The following is a 20,330-nucleotide window of genomic DNA, read 5'->3' on the forward strand; positions in this document are numbered from 1 at the left end:
CATGACATGGCCTGCCGAACCCCGAGGACCTGCCGAGAGAATTGCATGCCTGACAATGACACGCCAGACGGCCATAGCGACCTGGACCTGCTGCGCCATCCTCAGGTTCGCGATCTCGCCTGGCTGCTGCAGACACCGGACCTGCTGGGCACGCCCTTCCCCGGTCGCCCTACCCTGACGGAGCTCGGGCTGGCCGACCCCTGCGTACGGTGCGCCTGGCTGAACGACCTGGAGCGTTATCCCCGAATTCTCGAGAGCGTGACCGGCCCACGCCTCGCCGGTCGCCTGGGCCTGTATCACGAAGCGCTGTGGCATTTCCTGCTGGCTTACGCTCCCGGCACTCACCTGCTGGCGCATAACCTGCCGGTGCGTGACGGCAAGCGCACCCTCGGCGAGATCGATATACTCTACCGCCTTCGCGACGATCCGCACCCGGTCCATCTCGAGCTGGCGATCAAGTACTACCTGGGCCTGCCCCAAGGCCCCGGGGCTGCCTATAGCCAAGCGCGCTGGATCGGCCCGGGATGTGCCGACTCGCTGGCCATCAAACGCCAACGCACGATCGTCAGCCAACTGCCTCTCAGCCGTACGCCGCATGCCCAAGCCGTGCTGACCCCGTATGCCGACCAGCCGCCCCGTCAGCGGCTTGCCATACCGGGCGTTCTCTTCCAGCCATGGTCCCCGGACACGGGGCTTGTCTTACCGCGCCCCCGGGAAGCGAGCCCGGACGCGCTGACTGGCGACTGGCTGCCCATCACTCATTGGCGCGACTATCTGAGGGACAAGCGTCGTCAATGGCGCGGCGCCCTGCTGAACAAGCCTTGCTGGCTGGCCCCGCCTCGGACAGAGACGCTGGACGATACGGCGATACTCACGCAAGCCCTGACAGTGCATTTCTCGCAGCGGCGAACGCCGCGCCAAGTGATTTTGAAAGGACCAGACGGCCGTTGGCGACGCATATTCGTGGTCCACGACGCCTGGCCGACAGCGATACCGCTGCCTGTCTGACGGTAGGCTTGCGAAGCTACGCAGCCGCCACCCGGCGACGCTTGACGAACCACTCGTTGAACAACAGCGAAGCGACGATGATCGCACCGCCCAAGGCAAGGCGCAGCAGATCGGCATCGCGATTCCAGATCAGCAGATTGACCAGCAACCCAGCCGGAATCAGGGCATTGTTCATGATGGCCAGTGCACCGGCATCGACGAGCGTAGCGCCCTTATTCCATAGGAAATAGCCAACGCCCGATGCCGCCAGCCCCAGCCAGGCCAGCACGCCCCACTGGACCGAGGTGGTCGGCAATTTTTCCGTAGAGCCGAAGATCGCAAAGGCGACGATCACCAGCGCCAGCGCACCGAGATAGAACCAGCCGAATACGCTGCGCTGAGGCAACGCGCGGGGCAGCCCCGTAGCCAGATGGCGGTAGGCAACCTGGCCGCCAGCAAAGCACAGGTTGGCTCCCTGCACGACCATAAAGCCCAGCCAGAAATTGCTACTGATGCCTTCGTAGCGAATCACCGCCGCCCCGATCACCGCCAACACCGCCGTGAGCAGATAGAATGGCGAGAAGCGCTTGGCCATGGCATCGTCGATCAGCGTGACGTACAACGGGGTGAAGATGGTGAATAACAATACTTCGGGTACCGATAGCAGCAAGAACGACTGATAGAAGAAAATGTACATCAGCCCAAGCTGGATCGCCCCGATCCCCATCAGGGCCAGCTTCAGGCCGTTGCTGAGCGCAGAAGGCCGCAAGAATGGCAAGAACAGCAGGCTGGCTAGTGCGATGCGCACCAGCACCGCGAAATAGCTATCGACCTGGCCGGCCAGATAGGCACCGATCAACGAGAAGGAAAAGGCCCACAGGGCCGTGACACCAATCAGGTAGGACATGGCAGATCAACCGAGTATTGCTGGAGGGCAGGCGCGCATTTTACAGCTCCGCCGCCACTTGTCATCCCTTGTCAGCGTTAGCTTTCGCTCGCGCTCTGGCCCCCTCTCCCAGTGTCACTGGTCTGGGCTGGGCACGGGCCGGGTCGAAGTGGAGAAAGCCGACGATGACAGCGTTCTCATCCATGAAAGCGGCCACTTCCAACTGGATGCACCACCATCCTCCAGGAGTGTCCCAGTCGCCTCCCCGCCTCGTTCCATCCCGTTTCGCAATGTCTTTCGCTGGCGATTCTTCGAAGACCGGGCATCGCTGTCCCATGAGCGACGCGGCGCCGAGGCAGCAGTTTGGCTGTTCGACCTAGTCGCTGCACCGGCACCTGGAGCGGCCGACCTGATAACGCAACACCCGCACCTGTGCATCGATGACCACTACCAGGCGACGCTAACGTTCCAGCCTGAGGGTATCGACCTCATCTGGACGATAACGGGTCCACGCAAGGACGAGCACATCCATTACCGCTACCGCAGCGTCTAAGTGTCGGCCCCATAACGACACAGCGGCGCTCAAGGCGCCGCTGCTGTCCATGATGCTACCCCCATGCTGACTAGTCGTATTTCACGATGACCCAGATCGCATGGATGATCCCCGGAATGTAGCCCAGGATGGTCAACAGAATATTGATCCAGAAATGCATGCCAAAGCCAACCTGCAGAAATACGCCAACCGGCGGCAGAAGTATGGCGAGAATGATACGAATAACGTCCATCCAACCCTCCTTGTCGTCACGCTAAAAAAATTGCGTTACCCAAACTTCACGACGGCTCGTCATCATCATGACCATGCGCGCGTCGATCGATTTTCTGGGTAATGCTGTCGGAATTTTCGGCTAGCCGGTCGTGATAGCGCTCCCAATCTTCCCAATCGTGAGGCGTTCCACTGCGAGGCCGATGGCTTCCAGCCTCCCTCGCACGAGACCATGCCAACTCCTCCAAAGTCTGGGGTCTGTCCTCGTCGTTGTCCAGCTCGATCCCTTGCTTGGCCAGGTAATCTCGCGCATTCATTTGCCACCTCCCTAAAGCGTCTTTACAAGCCTATCTGTCAATAAGTACTTATAAACAAGGTCTATCGTGGCCTCGAATCTCTTCCGCCCCTTCGGCTGCCCTAGCTACACGATTGCAGCTACGTCATCGTTACATGATCTTTGTGTCTTGGATGTCTTCCGTATCGTGAGGTTCCTGCCATGCGCAAAACGCTCCCGCCCAGGCAACGGTTATGTCACCGGGTGCCGCTGGGTATCGCTACCTGTCTCCATGAATTGCCGGCGTCGAGCTGGGCTATGCTCAACTCGAGAAGCGCTGGTCGTGAAGAAAGGCGTTTACGGCCACTCTCGAGCGCTGCAGGGATGGCAGCCTAGCCTGATGATTGAGCCGATCAACCGATCAAGCCAGGGACGACGGGCTCACGCCAATGTAGGCAGAAGGAGCGCAACCATGAACAAGGCACCGGTAACCGTCAACGAGATCATGTCCAGAGACTGCTTCAGGGTGACGAGAGGCACATCGGTAGCCTCCTTGGTGGCTGGCCTGGCCCTGCATCGATTGCCCGGTGCCCCGGTGGTCGATGAGTATGGCCGCCTGGTGGGCTTCATCTCCGAACAGGATGTCCTCGGCAAGCTGTTGGACAGTACGTATCACTGCGGCGAACCGGCATTGGTTCGCGAACTGATGCGTCACGAGGTACTCACGGTACCGCCCGACAAGAGCATCGTCGACCTGGCTCAAGAAATGCTAGGCCGGAAACCCAAGGTCTATCCGGTCGTCGATCGCGAGCGTCTGGTGGGAATCGTCACACGCCGCGACATCCTAGGGGCGCTTTCCGCGATGCGCGGTAGCTGATTGGCTTTTTCTGTCGGCATAAAAAACTGCCGCATCGTAGGATGCGGCAGTAAAGGATCGAATGCAGTAAGCAAGAACACAACCTCCAGCGACTGCTGAAAAACTGTGCTTGCCTTCATATGACTCCGCTAAACCAAAAATTCTCCCGGCATCGAAAAATTTTTTTCGCCGCTCCTGATTGCGTTCTTTCAACGAGACAAATCCGCATGCGCGCCTATCCAACGACTTGCCAGACCGGCGGACGATTCATTATGATCGCGCTACCGGGCGGGTATAGCTCAGTTGGTAGAGCATCAGCTTCCCAAGCTGAGGGTCGAGGGTTCGAATCCCTTTGCCCGCTCCACGATTTCCCCTCTGCACGCTGTCGTGCTGTCGCAACGCCTTGTGATTCCTGGCTTATAGTGAATTGCCGATTCGTCAGGCACAGCTACACTTTTGCATGTTCCAATCATTTCGTGGTCCATGCCACGCTGTTTTCGTACGCCGGACATCCATTGCAAAGGAGCGCATCATGGAACTGGATATCGTCGATCCCCCTATCGAACGCGCCAAAAAATTGATTCCTGGCGATCAGGCCGAAGCCCGCCACGGCAATCAGACCTTCGATCTGGAAATCGTCGAGAAACGTGCCGATGGCAGCTTCGAGGTCATGGTCAACGAGACGCATGCCGAGCAGGACGACAGGCTGGAAGACATGATCGGCAAGCGCATCACTGCACAGTGGTTCAACTTCATTCGCGTCAAGCCTCAGGGAGAAGCCTGGGATGACGGCCTGTCTTTCCCGGACGAAAAGCCCGACCAGCTCTAGTCCGCAACGTTACCGACGTGACTAAAACAACGAAGGTGGCGATGATGCGCCACCTTCATCGATACTGCCACTTCCTAACTGTACCGCACGCCATGCTGCGTCTCGGTCATTCGGGTCCCGGGTCGGCATCCGCTTCCTTGTTCCAGGTTTCTCGGTTGGATCGCTTCATGCTTTCCACCTCGTATTGGGCATCTTCATAGGAGTCGAAGACCCCGACGGGCATCCCCGTATCGCTGTCGTAGACTTCGTAACGGGTTTCACCGTCGCCATCGGGCTCCCGCACTTCGCGAATTTCCAATGCGCTCTCGATCATGAAGCAACTCCTTGTCTGATTCCTTGCCACCGGTGGCATCTTCATCGTGAGACATCAATGGCAACAGCCTGTTCCAGAGACCGGCCGAACTCGGTAGGCGCGCCCAAAGTCCCCGTCGGGCCAGAACGAAACAGACTCGCACGACGGCACCAAGAAAGCGACCCGGGAAAGCGCGTGGCTACAGAGGTAAACGACTGCAGATCTCGCGATTGGCACGTAGCGCTTCTGGATAGGAAGGATAGCGTTCGATTTCCTTGACCTCGCCGCCCGTCGTCTCGACGAGCGCCCAAGAATCCGGCTGCTTTAAACGGCCATGGCGGGTATCGGCAATCGGCGTAATCTTGAAGCTGCGCTTGGCCATGAAGAATCTCCTTTTCTTTAAAGCCACCCATTCAGCATGGCCAATTCTTCAGCGCAGCGAAACAAGATTTAACTTATCGAAGACAATTCGATAATGAAAAAAAGACATGGCCCACGTCAGACGTTCGGAGCGTTAACGTCATCTCGAAAAATTCGGTAGGCTATGCCCCCTGGACATCAACGACACAACGTATAAGGCAGCACTGCCATGCAAAAAGCGCTTCGCTCACTGGCCTTGGCCAGCCTTCCCTTTCTCACCGCCCTGTCCACTTCCGCATTTGCCCTACCGGAAGGCAAGACCGAATGCATTGCCCCCGCCAAGCCCGGTGGAGGATGGGATTTTACCTGCCGCAGTGTGGCCCGCGCCCTGCAGGAACTCGATCTGATCCCCGCCGGCATGCAGACCATCAATATCGCTGGGGCCAGTGGCGGCGTCGCCTTCAGCCATGTCCTTGCCAAGCGACAGGGCGACGAGGACACGATCGTGGCGGCATCCACCGCCACCACGACACGCCTCGCCCAGCGGCGCTATGCCCAGGGCAATGCCGATCAGGTTCGCTGGGCAGCCGCCCTGGGTGCAGATTACGGCATCATCGCGGTTGCCAAGGACTCGCCCTATGCCACCCTGACCGAGCTGCTCGACGCACTCGAGCAGGACCCCGGCAGCGTCAGCTTCTCCGGGGGCGACGTGGCGGGGGGCTTCGACCACCTGAAAGTTCTCATGTCGGCGCGCAAGGCAGGTGTCGAGGAACTCAGGGACATCAAGTACCTGGCTTTCGACTCGGGCAGTGTCGCCATTACCCAGCTTCTCGGCGGCCATATCGATGCCTTCACCGGCGATCTTTCCGAGGCGCTGGGTTTCGTGGAAAGCGGTGACCTGCGCCTGCTGGCGGTATTTTCCGAAGAGCGCCTGCCCGGCGAATTCGCCGATATCCCCACGGCACGCGAGCAGGGCATCGATGTAGTCGCTCCCAACTGGCGCGGCTTCTACCTGCCAGGGAATGTCTCGGATGCCAGCTATCAGTGGTGGGTCGATAGGTTCGATACCCTTTACGCCTCAGATGAGTGGAAAGAGGTCATGCAGCAGAACGGCCTGCTGCCTTTCCACAAATCGGGCGACGCCATGACCCAGTTCGTTGACCGACAGATACAGGATATCCGCGAATTGTCGGATACCCTGGGCCTGGTCAAGTAACCATGGCGCTGGGTCTGTACCTCGTCGTCGTGCTGATCTGCTTGTTGGTGGTCGGCGGCACCGTGGGGCTGCTGATGATGGTACGGACCCCACGTTACCGCACTGAGCCCGGCCACTTGCTGAAACTCTTCGACCGGGTACTGGCCGGACAGGCAACGGAATCGGAGTGGCACGCGACCGTCGGCTATCCGATTCGTCACGACACTTATCTTGAAGGTGTACGGCGCAAGGCCCAGCAGATCATGGACGAGCATGGCCGCCCCTGGCAGGTCGCTCAAGGCGGCTCGCTGCTGTCACGCAGCGGCCGCGAAGAACTCCAGGCAATACGTGACCAACTGGCATCGCGCGTGATCGACCGAGAGGGCAAGCGAGAATTCTAACCATTTCGCTTTTCGTCTCGGTGGCTGCGTCGTTATAGTAGACTCCTGCCACTACAGCAGAGCCATCTGTCGTCACGAGGTTACGACATGACCAGTGCCATTCGCCTGACACCGCTCGACAACGCCGTCAAGCACCACGATCATGACTTCCATCAGATCGTGATCGGCCTGGATGGCCATGCCGAGTTCGAGATCGAGGGTCTCGGTGGCTGCATCGCTCCCCTGACCGGCTGCATCGTGCCGGCCAACCATGTGCATTACTATGAGGGCATCGGCGCCAACCGGCAGTTGATCTTCGACCTGCCCGATGACGCGCCATCGCTGTCGGGTCCCCAGCGCGAACTGGCCCGGCTCTTCGACGCGCCACGCTTCTTTGCCCTCGACGAGCCACTGCGGGTCTATCTGAACTTTCTGGTTCAGGAGCTTTCCCTGCCCCGGCATGCCCAGGGCGACCTACTATCGGCCACCTTCCTCGGCTGTCTACACTCCCGCCTGCATGTCGCGCCACAGCCCTCGCACCGTCTCGACCTGGATGCACTGGATCGGTTTATCCAGGACAACCTCGCCAGACGTCTGAGTGTCGCCGACCTGGCCAGTCAGGCCTGTCTGAGCGAAGCCCACTTCAGCGAATGTTTCCGTGAGCAGACCGGCCTGACTCCTTATCAGTACCTGTTGCGTCAGCGTCTGGCGGCTGCACGTTACTGGCTTACCAGCTCCTCCCTCCCCCTCAACGAGGTGGCGGCGCGCACCGGTTTCGCCAGTCAGAGCGCCCTTTCGCACGCCTTCCGGCGCGCCTTCGATCATTCGCCGAGCCAACTTCGCCGCAATCCTCGCTTGAGCCTGTCCCAGAACGCCCCTCTCCTGGATAACCAGTAGCAAGACCTAGACCAACGTCGCATTTTTCTTCGGGCTGTCATTAAAATCCGGATTTTTAACAAATCCATCCGGGAAATTGGCGAGACGCAGCGACCTCTCCCACCCTACATTCACGACATTCCGAAAACGCCTTGTATCTTGGGGAAGCGCTGCCTGGGCATTGACCTGCCCTCACCCAACCTCCCCAAGACCTGATTGATGGGGTCGCAACAATGCTAAACGCCAAGACCATGCTGGATGCCAACACCTGGCAGCAGGATCCGGAGGCACTGCTCAAGCAGCTCAGCGAGCATTACATCGTCGATGAAGACGCCTACGTAAGCGAACTCGTCTCCCTGCTGCAGGCCGACGAGGACGATTTCAAGCGCACCGCCGAAAAGACTGCCGAGCTGGTTCGCGAAGTGCGCGAAATGGATACCGCTGTCGACTCCATCGACGAACTGCTCCAACAGTACAGCCTGGATACCCACGAAGGGCTGATGCTGATGTGCCTGGCGGAAGCCATGCTGCGCATCCCCGACAAGTCCACGGCGGATGCCCTGATCGAGGACAAGCTGGGCCCGGCCGACTGGAAATCGCATCTTGGGCAGAGCGAGTCCTGGTTCGTCAATGCCTCGACCTGGGGGCTGCTGATGACCGGCCGTGTCATCCAGATGGACAAGCCGCGAGAAGGTAAGCCGGCCAACTTCATCAATCGCCTGACCAACCGCATGGGCGAGCCGGTCATCCGTAGCGCCATGTACCAGGCAATGAAGATCATGGGGCGTCAGTTCGTCCTTGGGCGCACCATAGATGAGGCGCTCAAGCGCTCCAAGCCGCTGTTCGACAAGGGCTACACCTACTCCTATGACATGCTGGGCGAAGCGGCCCGCACCCGTCCCGATGCCAAACGTTATTTCGACGACTACGCTAGCGCCATCGAGCGAGTCGGTGCCACCAGCCGCTCGCTGGGTGACAGGACGCCCTCTCCCTCCATCTCGATCAAGCTGTCGGCGCTGCATCCCCGCTATGAATTCGGCCGCCGCAGCCAGGTGCTGGAAGAGCTGGTCGGCACCGTCAAGGAACTCGCAGCGTTGGCTCGCAGGAATGACGTCGCCATCACCATCGATGCCGAGGAGGTCGACCGTCTCGAGCTATCGCTGGAAGTCTTCCGCGCCGTCTACGAAAGCGATGTCTGCAAGGGGTGGGGACACTTCGGCCTGGTCGTGCAGGCCTACTCCAAGCGTGCTTTGCCGGCACTGCACTATCTCAACCGCCTGGCCGACATGCAGGGCGATGAGATTCCGCTACGTCTGGTCAAGGGGGCCTACTGGGATACCGAGGTCAAGGAATCCCAGCAGCTCGGCATCGATGGCTATCCGGTTTTCACCCGCAAGGTGAACACCGACGTCGCCTATCTGGTGTGTGCCAACTTTCTATTGTCCGAGAATACACGCGGCCGCATCTTTCCGCAGTTCGCCACCCACAACGCCCACACCATCACGGCAATTCTGGAACTGGCTAACGATGTCGATCGAGCCTTCGAGTTCCAGCGCCTGCATGGCATGGGCGAAGCTCTCTACGATGCAGCCCTCAAGCGCGCGCCCCAGGGCACGTATTGCCGCATCTACGCCCCGGTGGGCGCACATAAGGATCTGCTTCCTTACCTGGTCCGCCGTCTGCTCGAGAACGGCGCGAACTCGTCGTTCGTCCACCAACTCGTCGATCCGCGCGTCCCGGTCGAGTCGCTATGCGTTCATCCCGCGGAGACCCTGAAGCAGTACGCCACTTACACCAACCCGAAGATCCCGCTGCCCAAGGATATCTACGGTCCGACACGCAAGAACTCGAAGGGAGTGAACTTGAACATCCGTAGTCAGTACCAGCCTCTCGTCGACGAGATGGCCAAATTCATGGACAAGGAACACCACGTCAAGCCGCTACTGGCCTTCGAGGTGCCGGACTCCGCACCCGATCGCCAGGAAGTCCGCTGCCCTTACGATACGCGCCAATTGGTGGGCAGCGTACAGTGGACGACCAAGGAGCAGGCGCAGAAGGCCGTGGATGCCGCATGGACCGCGTTCCCGCGCTGGCAAGCCACCCCGGTCGAGGAGCGTGCGCAAATACTCGAGCGCTTCGCCGATGACATGGAAGCGCATCTCGCCGAGCTGATGACGCTGTGCTCCCGGGAAGGCGGCAAGCTGCTGACCGATGGCGTCGACGAAATCCGCGAGGCGGTGGACTTCTGCCGTTACTATGCCAATCGCGCCCGTGACCTTTTCGGCGAAGCGACGCAGTTACCCGGACCGACCGGCGAGTCCAACGAACTCTACATGACCGGCAAGGGCGTATTCGCCTGCATCAGCCCATGGAACTTCCCTGTCGCGATCTTCTGCGGCCAGATGGTCGCCGCAGCAGTGTCTGGCAATTGCGTGCTGGCCAAGCCCGCCGAGCAGACCTCGCTGGTCGCCCATCGGGTCGTCGAACTGCTCTATGCAGCCGGTATGCCGCGCGACGTCGTGCAACTGCTGCCGGGCGACGGTCCCACAGTGGGCAGCGTGCTGTCCTCGGACCGCCGCATTACCGGTGTAGCGTTCACCGGGTCTACCGATACCGCTCACATCATCAACCGGGCCTTGGCGGCTCGTGAACAATCGGCCATCGCCACGCTGATCGCCGAGACTGGCGGCCTCAATGCGATGATCGTCGACTCCACCGCCCTGCCGGAACAAGTTGTTGCGGACGTGGTGCGCTCCTCCTTTCAAAGCGCCGGTCAGCGCTGCTCGGCCCTGCGCATGCTCTATCTCCAGGAAGACGTCGCCGACCGCATCATCGAAGTGCTCAAAGGCGCCATGGCCGAACTTAGTGTCGGCGACCCCCGCGATCTGGGTACCGATGTCGGACCGGTCATCGATGACGATGCCCGCCAGGGCCTTCAGGCGCACATCGAGCGCATGAAGGGAGAAGGCCGCCTGATCGCCGAGACCCAACTCAACCCCGAACAGACCGGCAACGGCACCTTCGTGGCGCCCACCGCGTTCGAGGTCGAGGGCATCCAGGCGCTGGAAACCGAGCAGTTCGGCCCGATCCTGCACATTGCCCGTTACAAGGCCAGCGAACTGGACCAGGTCATCGACACTATCAATGGCAAGGGCTATGGCCTGACATTCGGCGTTCACAGCCGCAACGAATCCTTCGCCAAGGCCATCAGCGAGAAAATTCGTGCGGGCAATGTGTATGTAAACCGTAATATCATCGGCGCCGTTGTCGGCGTGCAGCCTTTCGGGGGGCAGGGCTTGTCGGGTACCGGCCCCAAGGCAGGCGGCCCGCACTACCTGCTGAGCTTTGCCACCGAAAAGACCCGCACCGTCAACACCGCCGCGCTCGGCGGCAACGCATCCCTGCTGGCTCTGGGCGACGAGTGAAACTGACTCACTATCAACGATAACAAACTGAAGGAAGCTTCTCATGGTTGAATACGACGCCACCATAAGCTTTATGTTCGCACTCTCCCTAATCGTGATGCCCGCCACAGGCGTTGTGGCCAGCACGCGTACCAACAACCTGCCGGAGCTACGTCCGGCCTAATAAACTGGAGACGTTTTATGGCTATTGGTGTTTGGATCAGCCTTATTGCTTATTTTGTGCTCATGATTGCCATCGGCTTTTATGCCATGCGCAAGGCAACCTCTACGTCCGAGGACTACATACTGGGTGGCCGAGCCCTAAGCCCACAGGTGGCGGCTCTTTCGGCCGGTGCGTCTGACATGAGCGGCTGGTTGCTGCTGGGCTTGCCTGGGGCCATGTTTGTGTCTGGTTTAGGCTCGGCCTGGATCGGTATCGGCCTGCTCGTGGGTGCACTCTTCAACTGGATCTTGGTCGCACCCCGCCTTCGTGAACAAACGGTTCACTATGGTAACGCGATAACCATTCCGGCATTTCTGGCAAACCGCTTCCCGACCCAGGCTATGTCGCTGAGAACGGTATCCGCTATCGTCATCGTTGTCTTCTTTGCGGTCTATACGGCTTCAGGCCTGGTTGCAGGCGGCAAGTTGTTCGAAAGCGCATTTTCCGAAGTTATCAACATTGGCGGCCTGAGCGACTATGCGGTGGGAGTCATCATTACCTTGGTCGTAGTGCTTGCCTATACCGTTGTTGGCGGCTTTTTGGCTGTGAGCATGACGGACTTCGTGCAAGGCTGCATCATGATGCTGGCACTGGTAATCATGCCGATGGTCGTGATCTTTGGCGAAGGTGGCGGCGGTTTCTCTCAGGCATCACAGACCCTGAATGAAGTCGATCCCACGCTGCTGTCATGGACGGAGGGTCTGACCTTTATCGGTTGGCTGTCTGCGGTGGCCTGGGGGCTAGGCTATTTCGGCCAGCCTCACATCATCGTGCGCTTCATGGCCATCCGTTCACTGAAGGATGTCCCTGTTGCCCGTAACATCGGCATGAGTTGGATGCTCATATCCTTGGTCGGCGCAGTTTCTCTAGGCCTGTTCGGCCGGGCCTATGCGGTCCGTAATGGCCTGGACGTTCAGGATCCCGAGACGATCTTTATCATCCTGGCTAACCTGTTGTTCCACCCGCTGATTACCGGCTTCCTTTATGCCGCACTGCTTGCTGCGATCATGAGCACCATTTCCAGCCAGCTTTTGGTGTCGTCTTCATCACTGACCGAAGACTTCTACCGCTTGTTTCTACGCAAAGAGGCTACGGAAAAGGAATCTGTCCGAGTAGGCCGGATTAGTGTCGTACTGGTTGGTCTGGTTGCAGCCATCATCGCGTCCGATCCGGACTCACAGGTTCTGGGGCTGGTCAGTAACGCCTGGGCAGGTTTTGGTGCGGCGTTCGGCCCAGTAATTATCCTGTCACTAATGTGGTCACGCACGAACGGCGCTGGCGCTATCGCAGGCATGATTGTCGGTGCTGCAACCGTCATGATCTGGATTTTGCTGGGCTGGAACGGAGAGTTCATGGGAGGACCCGGTGTGTACGAAATCATTCCGGGCTTCATCGCCTCATTTATTGCAATCATGGTGGTGAGTAGTGTGACTGAAGATGCTGGTGAATATCGGCATATCTCTCGCTAATCCAGAGTGTGCCAATCTCGGAATGGTCCAAGGGTGCACCAGGCCTGACCGACCGTCCGGCATGAAGCCACTTGCCAGCAAGGCCACCTTCGGGTGGCCTTGCCGCATCCATAGCGTGGCTAGCCGCTGCGGATCAGCAGAACCAGGAACAGCAAGGCCATCAGCCCCCAGCATAACGGCGCGCCGAGCAACCGGGCGGACCAGCCGGGTCTGACCAGGCCCATGCCATGGAAAAACCCGGCGCCTACGGCCCACACCCCGAGCAGCCATACCGGGAGACGCCAGCCCAGTGGCAATGCACTGATCATTTCCGGCACCAGCAGGAGCCACAGTGCCAGCAGCGATGCAGCCCCCAGAGACACGAACTGTGCCCCCATGCCCAATCTCGTATTCGCGTTGTCCATGCCCCGCCTCCCACTGCATTGTTCCTCTAGTAAAGCGCTTGCGGAGCAATAACGCTAAGTCCCGGAGCATTGCGAGTCTCTGCGTCATGCCTAAGCCATTAGGCTGGTAACGAAAATTTACAAGACATATCGAACAGCGTTTCCTATACTTGCCCACACAATAAGAAACAGCGTTTTCTTATCAAACACCGATGTCACCCCACTGCAATGTTCGTCGGGGTACATCCAAGGAGGTTGCCATGATTCGGAACAAACTGCTTATTGCTGCCATCGTTGCTGGTGGTACCGTCACCGTCTCTCAGGCGGCTCTTGCCTACGAGACCGGAGATTTTCTGCTGCGTGGCGATGTCGCCAAGACCAGCCCCGAAGGCGATGCTTCCGATTCGATCGAGTCGGAAAACGGCTTCGTCGGTAGCGTGGGCTACATGGTGCATGACAAGGTGGGCGTGACGCTGGGCAGCAGCGAAGAATTCGAGCATGAATTGTCCGCAGGCACCTATGACGGCTCATTCGAGCAGCAGCCCATCGACCTGATGGTGCAGTACTATCCGCTGGGCGGCCTGGAGGCTCGTGTTCAGCCCTATGTCGGCGTGGGCGCAAACTACACGCGCTTCTCCGGTGAAAGCGATGGTCTGAACATCGACAACACGTGGGCAGCCAAGGGTGAGCTGGGTGTCGATCTGTTCGTGACCAAGAACTTCGCCTTCAACGGCTTTGCTTCCTATACCGATCTCGATGCGGATTACAGCGTCAACGGTGTCAGCGATGAAGCCGATATCGATCCGGTCACCGTGGGTGGCGGTGTCACCTTCCGTTTCTGATCGTCTCGAGAGTTGACCGGCATCAACGCCGGGCCATTTGGCCCGGCGTTGTCGTTTACGAAGTCCTTAACCCCTTGTTCTGGATCAATATCCCGGCGCATAAGCGGCACTAGACTCGAGGCTGTCATCCATCCCCTCCGGTCGAGTCAATAAGGAAGCCCGCCATGCGCAAACCCGTTCTTTCCGCCCTCATCGCCACCGCCACCCTATTGGTCAGTGGCCAGGTCCTGGCCTACGGTGTCGGCGATATCTATACCCGCGTCGGCATCGCCAAGGTCTCGCCCAAGGATGACAATGGGACGCTGGCCGGAACGCTCGATGTCGACGTGCAGGACGATAGCGGCTTTGCCTTCACGCTGGGCTATCGTTTTCACGACAAGCTGGGCGTCGAGCTGCTGGCCGCCGAGCCGTTCGATCACGATATCAAGCTCAACGGCAGCAACCTCGCCTCCACCGAGCACCTTCCTCCGACACTGACATTGCAGTACTACCCGATGGGCGGCACCGCATCGCGCGTGCAACCCTATGCTGGCGTCGGTGTGAACTACACGCACTTCATGGATGAGGAGCTGGACGGCGGGCCCGAACTCAAACTGGACAACTCCTGGGGGGCCGCCGGCCAACTCGGCGTGGACCTGCTGATAGACGAGCATTGGGCACTCAATGCCGCCGCCTGGTACTTGGACATCGACACCGATGCCGAACTGGGCGGCAGCGATATCGGCGAAGTCGAGATCGACCCGATCGTGGTGATGGGCGGCATCAGCTTGCGTTTCTAAGCCCCAGGCTTTTTCCCGCCGGGACGATGCCTTACGACGTCGTCAGGCCGTCCCGGCGCTCACCAGCTGACCGCCATCAGCGCGCAGAAAAGCGCGACAGCCCCAGCACGGCCAGGGTGGCATCGCACAACCCGCTCACGGTGTCGGTTTCGGCAAGGCGGGCATGGTATTCCCTTGACAGGAAGGGCTTGCCGGCCAGCAGATGGTCCAGATACTCGCGGGCCGGCTTGAGTGCCGGACGCGTTCGCTCCGGAACGGCAATGTATACCCAAGCCTCGATCTCTCCCTCCGGCGTATGGACGATTCGCCGTTGGCGAAGATAGTCGTTGGGCACCCCCTCGAACGGATCCATCAGTTCGATCTGGGCGGGGCCGAGCAGCTCGAAAAGCACCCCTTCGACCCGTTCACCGGGGCGAGAAGTGACGTTGGCATGGGCGATACCGGGGATGCCCGATGCCTTGTCGAAGGTCAGTGCATAATCCATGAGCGTCCCGGACAAGGCCCGGCGCGTCTCGCCAATCCGCGCGGCCACGCGCTCGACGTTCATGTTGCTGCCATAGGCGAAGTAATACGCCATCACGCCTCCGTCACGATTCGGTCTACCTCGGCGACGGCCTCGATGACCATTCGACGCGTGCTGGACTTGGCATTCTGCAGGTAAGCTTCGGCAGCAGGAGCGACCTGACAGGTTGCCGGCAGGGGGCCTCGGGCGTCGACCAGCGCCTGCAGGCGCGCCATGAACACGTAGCGCAGCCATTGCGGCAACTCCATGGTGTCGACACAGAACGGTTCACGACTGTCGAAGGCCTCGGCATCGGGGCGCGGCGTATTCCACAGGTCCACGCTACGCAGTGTGGATTCCAACTGCGACAGGGCCTGATCGAGTTCGGCATGGGGAGTCATGAGGATCCTCGGAAAATAATAGGCTACCGTACATTATCCTTGCCCTGCCTGGCACTGGCCAGACGGGTTTCGGCGATACGCGCCTCCTGGCCATCTACAGGTGCGAATGTAGCAGTGCAGCGCATAGTTCACAGAATGGCTGAAAGAGCCTGTGGATATCCTTGGGAAAGATGGCGCGCGCCCATATGTGACGCCAACAAGACAGCAATGCTCAAACTTTAACCAGCCATGACGACAGGCTGGAAAGGCCAAGAGTGACGCGCTACAGTGCGCGACCGGATCTTGAGGAAGACATGCAACCGATTCTCTCGCTTTGTGATTTTTTTGCCCGTACCGGTGCGCAGGCGCTCTTCTACACCATGGGCCGCCAGGTCGCGCCCTGTACGACGGATACCCTGGCGGCATTCGAACGCGGAGAGCTTGCCTGGCCACGCCCCTGGCTGGGACGTGCGCAACTGGCTTGCGTCTTCCGGCTGGGCGACGAACCGCTGATCTGGTTTCTGTCACTCCCTCTCGACGAGCAGGGCATGATCGATCCCGCCCCACGCGATGCGTTCCTCCAGCGCCTGCTGGAGACGCTGGGCCGAACGGCACAGCGGATGGACGCTGACGATAGCCAGCGGGTCGACAATCTCATGCAGGACAATCCGCTGGCGTTTACGCCCGACCTCACCCAGCGTGCCGTATTGCATGCCCGGGCGAGTGCTGACCTGGCATTGCCCGCCAGCGAACATCTGGAGCTGGCCGAAGCCTACCTCTGCGGTCAACTCGACGCCGACCAGTGGCAGGCACTGGGTCTGCAGGGCCTGGCCGATTTCGCCATTCGCCATGACCACGACCAGGCACGCGCTCTCGCCGACTACCTGACGTCGCTACCGGTGGACGTACTGCGCCCGCTGTGCCACTGTCTGGAGCATGTCGTACCGTCTCCCTCCCTGGTCCAGGCTATCATTGCCCGTGGCGAAACTGCCGCCGCCCAGGGAGACGTCGAGACATTCTGCGCTTGCGTGCGTGCCGTCGGGCAGGGCGCGCGAGATAGCGTCGGGCCCTGGTACGACGCACTGCTGAACGACACTGCAGCTTGCGGCCCCGACATGCTGGCCGCCATCGCGGCACGCGGCTGGGCGCAACTGGAAGATGCCGAGCGCTTGCCCCGTTTCATCGACGCTCTAGCTGCCGATGAGCGCACCGGCTTCAGCGCCGTGGTACGCGATCTTGCGCTGATTCCCAGGCTACGCCTGCCGTTGCTGCTGAGCCTGCGCCAGGCTCCCCCGGACTCCGCTACCGGGCGGCGTCTGGCCGCTCTGGCAAAACCGAATTGATTCGCTGAGTCGGGTCTCACTACGATGAAAGCATTGCCTTACCAAGCCAAGGCGGTCATTGGCCGTCGCGAGATGGTCACGCTGCCGGAACTGGGGTTGACCCTTTGCTGCAAAGCCGACACGGGTGCACGCACCTCGGCCCTGCATGCCGAAGAGATCGAAACCTACGAAGAGGACGATCATGTCTGGGTCAGCTTCGTGACACGCGGAGGCGGCCCGAGTAGCCCCGCCCATCCCGTGCGTCTGCATCTTCACGACCGGCGCAAGGTGACCAGCTCCAACGGCCAAGCTCAGTGGCGCTTCGTGATTCGTACCAACTTGCAGCTCGGTGAACTGGCGTTTCCGGTGGAGCTGACGCTCGCGGACCGTAGCAACTTGCGCCACCCCATGCTGCTGGGACGACGTGCCATGCGTCGCCTTCTGGTCGCGCCTGGCGCCGCCTTTCTGCACGGCGAACCCTAACCCATTTCCACTCCCGCATCGCCGGGCCGGAGAACGTAATGCATATCGCTCTGCTGTCGCGTAATCGCAACCTGTACTCCACCCGCCGTCTGATCGAGGCGGGGGAAAGCCGGGGCCACAGCGTACGCGTCGTGGACACCTTGCGCTGTTATATGAACATCGCCTCGCACCGCCCTTCCATTCACTACAAGGGCGAGGAGCTCGAGCACTTCGATGCCGTGATACCGCGCATCGGTGCATCGGTCACATTCTACGGCTGTGCCGTGCTGCGCCAGTTCGAGATGATGGGTACCTATGTCCTCAATGACTCGGTCGCCATTACCCGCTCGCGCGACAAACTCCGCTCCCTTCAACTGTTGTCACGCAAGGGGCTAGGCCTGCCGATCACCGGTTTCGCCCATTCCCCCGACGATATTCCCGATCTCATCACCATGGTCAAAGGAGCACCGTTGGTCATCAAGCTGTTGGAGGGCACGCAGGGTATCGGTGTCGTCCTGGCGGAAACCAACCAGGCAGCCGAATCGGTGATCCAGGCATTCATGGGCATGAAAGCCAACATCATGGTCCAGGAATACATCAAGGAAGCCAAAGGCGCCGATATCCGCTGCCTGGTGGTAGGCGACAAGGTGGTGGCCGCGATGAAGCGTCAGGCTGCCGAAGGTGAGTTTCGCTCCAACCTGCATCGCGGCGGAAGCGCCAGCGTGATCCGCATCACCCCCGAAGAACGCTCCACGGCTACGCGCGCCGCCAAGGCCATGGGACTGACGGTGGCCGGCGTGGATCTGTTGCGCTCCAACCACGGACCGGTGATCATGGAAGTCAACTCATCGCCCGGTCTGCAAGGCATCGAAACCGCCACGGGCAAGGACATCGCCGGGCTGATCATCGAACATCTCGAAAAGCAGGCCAGCGTACCGCGCAAGGCGCCCAACAAGGCACCGCCCAAGCCAAAGGGATGAACTGGACATAGCGGAAAGCACGCAACGAGAACAATAATCAGGGAAACATTATAATTTCTTGCCCTTGGGGGTAGAAAAACACTGTTCTCCCCCGCACAATCTGCGTCACCGGAGGAGGTGACCGCTCATGTTTCTCGATAATCGCCAAGTGGCGATGGATAGCGTACTGGAAGCGCTGGCCGATAGCCTGGACTATTTCCAGGACAATCTCGAACGCCTGCGCCCCTCACTGCGCGACGCCCTGAAGCCGCACTACGAACAGCGCGGCCAGGACATGCGCGAACTCCAGACCTTGGCCAAGCAGCATTTGAACCTGCTGCCCCGAGATGCCGATGTCGAGCGGGACGACTATCTCTGGCTATGGAGCCGTCTGAAGAGCTTCGTGGGTGACGATAGCCAAGTACTGGTCGGTGAACTCCTCGAGCAGGAACGCGTACTCATGCAAGCGTTGGCGACATTGCACACGCATCCCCTGCCCGACCCCATCGAGCCGGTGATCGAGCGCTGCTGGAAAGGCTGTCGCGCCCTGATCCGCGAACTCTACCGCCTGCAGAAGCCCAAGCACCGACGCTAACGGTCATGCCTTGCCTTCCAGCCTCCCTCAGGGTCGCTGGCCGGGTGGAAACAGCAACAGATTGATATCTTCCGGTGACTGGCGTGCCAGTAGCGAAGCCACACGGTCAAGCCGAGGGTCATCATAGGCACGAGCCGCCGCGAGCATGTTGGCCAGCGCATCGCTGGCCTCGAATTCATGCAGCTCCTTGAATGACCACGTGTCCTTGCCCTTGCTGGCGTGGTCGGCAACGAACTCGAAGCCCTCCCTGAGCGAGCGCCCTTTGGCGCCATGTCCCCAGATATCCTCTCCCAGCTTTTCACCGTACCGAGCCAGCAGCTGGTAGGCTTCGAGATTGAAATTGGTGTAATGCCAGGGGCGCGTACGTTCGAGCTCTTCTTTCTGCTTGCCTTGGCCATCGAAGTGCTCGGCGATCCGCTCTCGCGTGACCTGCAACTGCCGACGCGCGATGCCATCCTCGCCGGTAAACAGCGCAAACGCCACCACCTGGGCGTCATACCAGGTGCCATGATTGTTGTCCGCCTTGCCCTCTTCGACGCCATTCTCGCTGGTCAGCAGCCAAGTCAGGAACTCGCGATACCAGTCCTGGATTCGGGCAGATTCCGAGGCAGTCAGCACATCTGCCGGACGAATCAGCTCGATAGCATCCGCAACGCGGATCAACATACGACTATCGATGATGCCGATGTCGCGCCCATCCACCCGACCGGGGATGGCCTGGGCATAGCGCATGTTCGGGTTCATTCGGGTGTCGGGGTCGACGAACCAGTTGACCACCTGCCGCGCAGCCTTCTCGGCGTAGGCACGTTGGCCGGTGTAGTAATATGCCAGGCCCAATGCATGAACGTCCTTGGCAAAGTCGATCATGCGTTGCTTGTCGGTCGCGTCGCTCTTGGTAGCCTCGTTGTACTCCCCATCGCGGCGGACATAGGGCAGACCGTCCTCGGTGTCGGGATTGGGCCACCAATAGGGCGCGAAACTGAAATAGTCGTGCCGATCGCCGCTGGCCGGTAGCTGGGTCTTGTCGACGACCGAGTACAAGGGCGCTCGCAACGCTTCGTCGGCTTCCTCGACCAGTGCCCGATAGGCCGGCATGATCTCGGGCCGCTGACGCTCGACCGCGTCGCGTCCGGCTGCCAGGGAGTCGGGCGAGTAGGTCAGCCACCCGGAGTCGGACGCCCATGCCGGGACGCAGAGATAGGCGAGCAGGACTGCAGTGAAACGTGTGCGCATTACGGACTCCTTTCCTGGCGCTTGCGGCAGGGCATTCGACCTCATGCCGGCCGTGTACTGGTAGGCTCACGTTTTCTGA

General features: G+C 60.1%; 24 protein-coding genes and 1 tRNA gene. 16 read left to right on the top strand and 9 right to left on the bottom strand.

Going from position 1 to position 20,330, the window contains the following annotated elements; genetic code table 11:
* The first annotated feature begins 45 nt into the window (after nucleotides 1–45).
* Nucleotides 46–1,008 (top strand): DUF1853 family protein, encoded by a 963-nt coding sequence (locus MHM84_RS10855; protein WP_239265937.1) that lies wholly within the window; start codon nucleotides 46–48, stop codon nucleotides 1,006–1,008.
* Between the two features lie 16 nt (nucleotides 1,009–1,024).
* Here MHM84_RS10855 and MHM84_RS10860 read toward each other — a convergent pair whose 3' ends face one another.
* Nucleotides 1,025–1,894: a carboxylate/amino acid/amine transporter gene (locus MHM84_RS10860; protein ID WP_239265939.1), complete on the bottom strand. Its 870-nt coding sequence runs from the start codon at nucleotides 1,892–1,894 to the stop codon at nucleotides 1,025–1,027.
* Between MHM84_RS10860 and MHM84_RS10865 the strand changes: the two genes are divergently transcribed.
* Entirely contained in the window at nucleotides 1,893–2,426 is a 534-nt protein-coding gene (locus MHM84_RS10865; RefSeq protein WP_253574125.1) for a DUF6314 family protein, read from the top strand. The two genes, MHM84_RS10860 and MHM84_RS10865, sit on opposite strands and share 2 nt — an antisense overlap.
* 70 nt (nucleotides 2,427–2,496) lie before the next feature.
* Here MHM84_RS10865 and MHM84_RS10870 read toward each other — a convergent pair whose 3' ends face one another.
* On the bottom strand, nucleotides 2,497–2,658 hold the full coding sequence (locus MHM84_RS10870; RefSeq protein ID WP_239265943.1) for a YqaE/Pmp3 family membrane protein: 162 nt from the start codon (nucleotides 2,656–2,658) through the stop codon (nucleotides 2,497–2,499).
* A 46-nt stretch (nucleotides 2,659–2,704) separates the two neighbouring features.
* Nucleotides 2,705–2,953, bottom strand: a complete 249-nt coding sequence (locus MHM84_RS10875; protein ID WP_239265945.1) for a hypothetical protein — start codon at nucleotides 2,951–2,953, stop codon at nucleotides 2,705–2,707.
* Between the two features lie 429 nt (nucleotides 2,954–3,382).
* Between MHM84_RS10875 and MHM84_RS10880 the strand changes: the two genes are divergently transcribed.
* From MHM84_RS10880 to MHM84_RS10890, 3 genes are all read left to right on the top strand, one after another.
* Nucleotides 3,383–3,787, top strand: coding sequence for a CBS domain-containing protein (locus MHM84_RS10880; protein ID WP_239265947.1), 405 nt, complete (start codon nucleotides 3,383–3,385; stop codon nucleotides 3,785–3,787).
* Nucleotides 3,788–4,054: 267 nt separating this feature from the next.
* Nucleotides 4,055–4,130, top strand: a tRNA-Gly gene (locus MHM84_RS10885).
* Nucleotides 4,131–4,298: 168 nt separating this feature from the next.
* Nucleotides 4,299–4,595, top strand: a complete 297-nt coding sequence (locus MHM84_RS10890; protein ID WP_239265949.1) for a hypothetical protein — start codon at nucleotides 4,299–4,301, stop codon at nucleotides 4,593–4,595.
* A gap of 106 nt (nucleotides 4,596–4,701) precedes the next feature.
* Here the strand turns inward: MHM84_RS10890 and MHM84_RS10895 are convergent, their stop codons facing one another.
* Entirely contained in the window at nucleotides 4,702–4,908 is a 207-nt protein-coding gene (locus tag MHM84_RS10895) for a hypothetical protein (protein WP_239265951.1), read from the bottom strand.
* A 178-nt stretch (nucleotides 4,909–5,086) separates the two neighbouring features.
* Nucleotides 5,087–5,269: a hypothetical protein gene (locus tag MHM84_RS10900; protein WP_239265953.1), complete on the bottom strand. Its 183-nt coding sequence runs from the start codon at nucleotides 5,267–5,269 to the stop codon at nucleotides 5,087–5,089.
* Between the two features lie 207 nt (nucleotides 5,270–5,476).
* On the opposite strand from MHM84_RS10900, the gene MHM84_RS10905 reads away from it, so the two are divergent.
* The 5 genes from MHM84_RS10905 to putP all read left to right on the top strand — a co-directional run bounded on the left by MHM84_RS10905 (nucleotide 5,477) and on the right by putP (nucleotide 12,794).
* A complete protein-coding gene (locus MHM84_RS10905; RefSeq protein ID WP_239265956.1) occupies nucleotides 5,477–6,463 on the top strand; it encodes a tripartite tricarboxylate transporter substrate binding protein in 987 nt (328 codons plus the stop codon).
* Nucleotides 6,464–6,465: 2 nt separating this feature from the next.
* Nucleotides 6,466–6,843, top strand: coding sequence for a hypothetical protein (locus MHM84_RS10910; RefSeq protein WP_239265959.1), 378 nt, complete (start codon nucleotides 6,466–6,468; stop codon nucleotides 6,841–6,843).
* An 87-nt stretch (nucleotides 6,844–6,930) separates the two neighbouring features.
* The gene (locus MHM84_RS10915; RefSeq protein ID WP_239265961.1) at nucleotides 6,931–7,719 is read left to right on the top strand and encodes an AraC family transcriptional regulator; all 789 of its coding nucleotides are present in this window, start codon (nucleotides 6,931–6,933) and stop codon (nucleotides 7,717–7,719) included.
* 212 nt (nucleotides 7,720–7,931) lie between these two features.
* Nucleotides 7,932–11,123 carry a bifunctional proline dehydrogenase/L-glutamate gamma-semialdehyde dehydrogenase PutA gene (gene putA, locus MHM84_RS10920; RefSeq protein WP_239265963.1) on the top strand — a complete coding sequence of 1,064 codons (3,192 nt, stop codon included), beginning with the start codon at nucleotides 7,932–7,934 and terminating at the stop codon, nucleotides 11,121–11,123.
* 180 nt (nucleotides 11,124–11,303) lie between these two features.
* On the top strand, nucleotides 11,304–12,794 hold the full coding sequence (putP, locus tag MHM84_RS10925; RefSeq protein ID WP_239265965.1) for a sodium/proline symporter PutP: 1,491 nt from the start codon (nucleotides 11,304–11,306) through the stop codon (nucleotides 12,792–12,794).
* A 119-nt stretch (nucleotides 12,795–12,913) separates the two neighbouring features.
* Here the strand turns inward: putP and MHM84_RS10930 are convergent, their stop codons facing one another.
* Complete coding sequence (locus tag MHM84_RS10930; RefSeq protein WP_239265967.1) at nucleotides 12,914–13,198, bottom strand: hypothetical protein; 285 nt, start codon at nucleotides 13,196–13,198, stop codon at nucleotides 12,914–12,916.
* Nucleotides 13,199–13,437: 239 nt separating this feature from the next.
* Here MHM84_RS10930 and MHM84_RS10935 point away from each other — a divergent pair, with 239 nt between their 5' ends.
* Together MHM84_RS10935 and MHM84_RS10940 are read left to right on the top strand one after the other, a co-directional pair.
* Complete coding sequence (locus tag MHM84_RS10935; RefSeq protein ID WP_239265969.1) at nucleotides 13,438–14,019, top strand: OmpW family outer membrane protein; 582 nt, start codon at nucleotides 13,438–13,440, stop codon at nucleotides 14,017–14,019.
* A 164-nt stretch (nucleotides 14,020–14,183) separates the two neighbouring features.
* On the top strand, nucleotides 14,184–14,798 hold the full coding sequence (locus MHM84_RS10940) for an OmpW family outer membrane protein (RefSeq protein WP_239265971.1): 615 nt from the start codon (nucleotides 14,184–14,186) through the stop codon (nucleotides 14,796–14,798).
* Nucleotides 14,799–14,874: 76 nt separating this feature from the next.
* Here MHM84_RS10940 and MHM84_RS10945 read toward each other — a convergent pair whose 3' ends face one another.
* On the bottom strand, nucleotides 14,875–15,375 hold the full coding sequence (locus MHM84_RS10945) for a gamma-glutamylcyclotransferase family protein (RefSeq protein ID WP_239265973.1): 501 nt from the start codon (nucleotides 15,373–15,375) through the stop codon (nucleotides 14,875–14,877).
* The gene (locus MHM84_RS10950) at nucleotides 15,375–15,701 is read right to left on the bottom strand and encodes a YqcC family protein (protein ID WP_239265975.1); all 327 of its coding nucleotides are present in this window, start codon (nucleotides 15,699–15,701) and stop codon (nucleotides 15,375–15,377) included. Before MHM84_RS10950 ends, MHM84_RS10945 begins: the two co-directional genes overlap by 1 nt.
* A gap of 293 nt (nucleotides 15,702–15,994) precedes the next feature.
* Here MHM84_RS10950 and MHM84_RS10955 point away from each other — a divergent pair, with 293 nt between their 5' ends.
* The 4 genes from MHM84_RS10955 (at nucleotide 15,995) to MHM84_RS10970 (ending at nucleotide 19,018) form a co-directional block, all read left to right on the top strand.
* A complete protein-coding gene (locus MHM84_RS10955; protein ID WP_239266270.1) occupies nucleotides 15,995–17,023 on the top strand; it encodes a DUF3549 family protein in 1,029 nt (342 codons plus the stop codon).
* Nucleotides 17,024–17,047: 24 nt separating this feature from the next.
* Nucleotides 17,048–17,485: a RimK/LysX family protein gene (locus tag MHM84_RS10960; protein ID WP_239265978.1), complete on the top strand. Its 438-nt coding sequence runs from the start codon at nucleotides 17,048–17,050 to the stop codon at nucleotides 17,483–17,485.
* A gap of 38 nt (nucleotides 17,486–17,523) precedes the next feature.
* Entirely contained in the window at nucleotides 17,524–18,444 is a 921-nt protein-coding gene (gene rimK, locus MHM84_RS10965) for a 30S ribosomal protein S6--L-glutamate ligase (protein WP_239265980.1), read from the top strand.
* 127 nt (nucleotides 18,445–18,571) lie between these two features.
* Nucleotides 18,572–19,018, top strand: a complete 447-nt coding sequence (locus MHM84_RS10970) for a hypothetical protein (protein WP_239265983.1) — start codon at nucleotides 18,572–18,574, stop codon at nucleotides 19,016–19,018.
* Between the two features lie 27 nt (nucleotides 19,019–19,045).
* Here MHM84_RS10970 and MHM84_RS10975 read toward each other — a convergent pair whose 3' ends face one another.
* A complete protein-coding gene (locus tag MHM84_RS10975) occupies nucleotides 19,046–20,251 on the bottom strand; it encodes an alginate lyase family protein (RefSeq protein ID WP_239265986.1) in 1,206 nt (401 codons plus the stop codon).
* Between the last annotated feature and the right edge of the window lie 79 nt (nucleotides 20,252–20,330).

It is taken from the genome of Halomonas sp. McH1-25 (genome assembly GCF_022348165.1).
GTDB lineage: Bacteria > Pseudomonadota > Gammaproteobacteria > Pseudomonadales > Halomonadaceae > Modicisalibacter.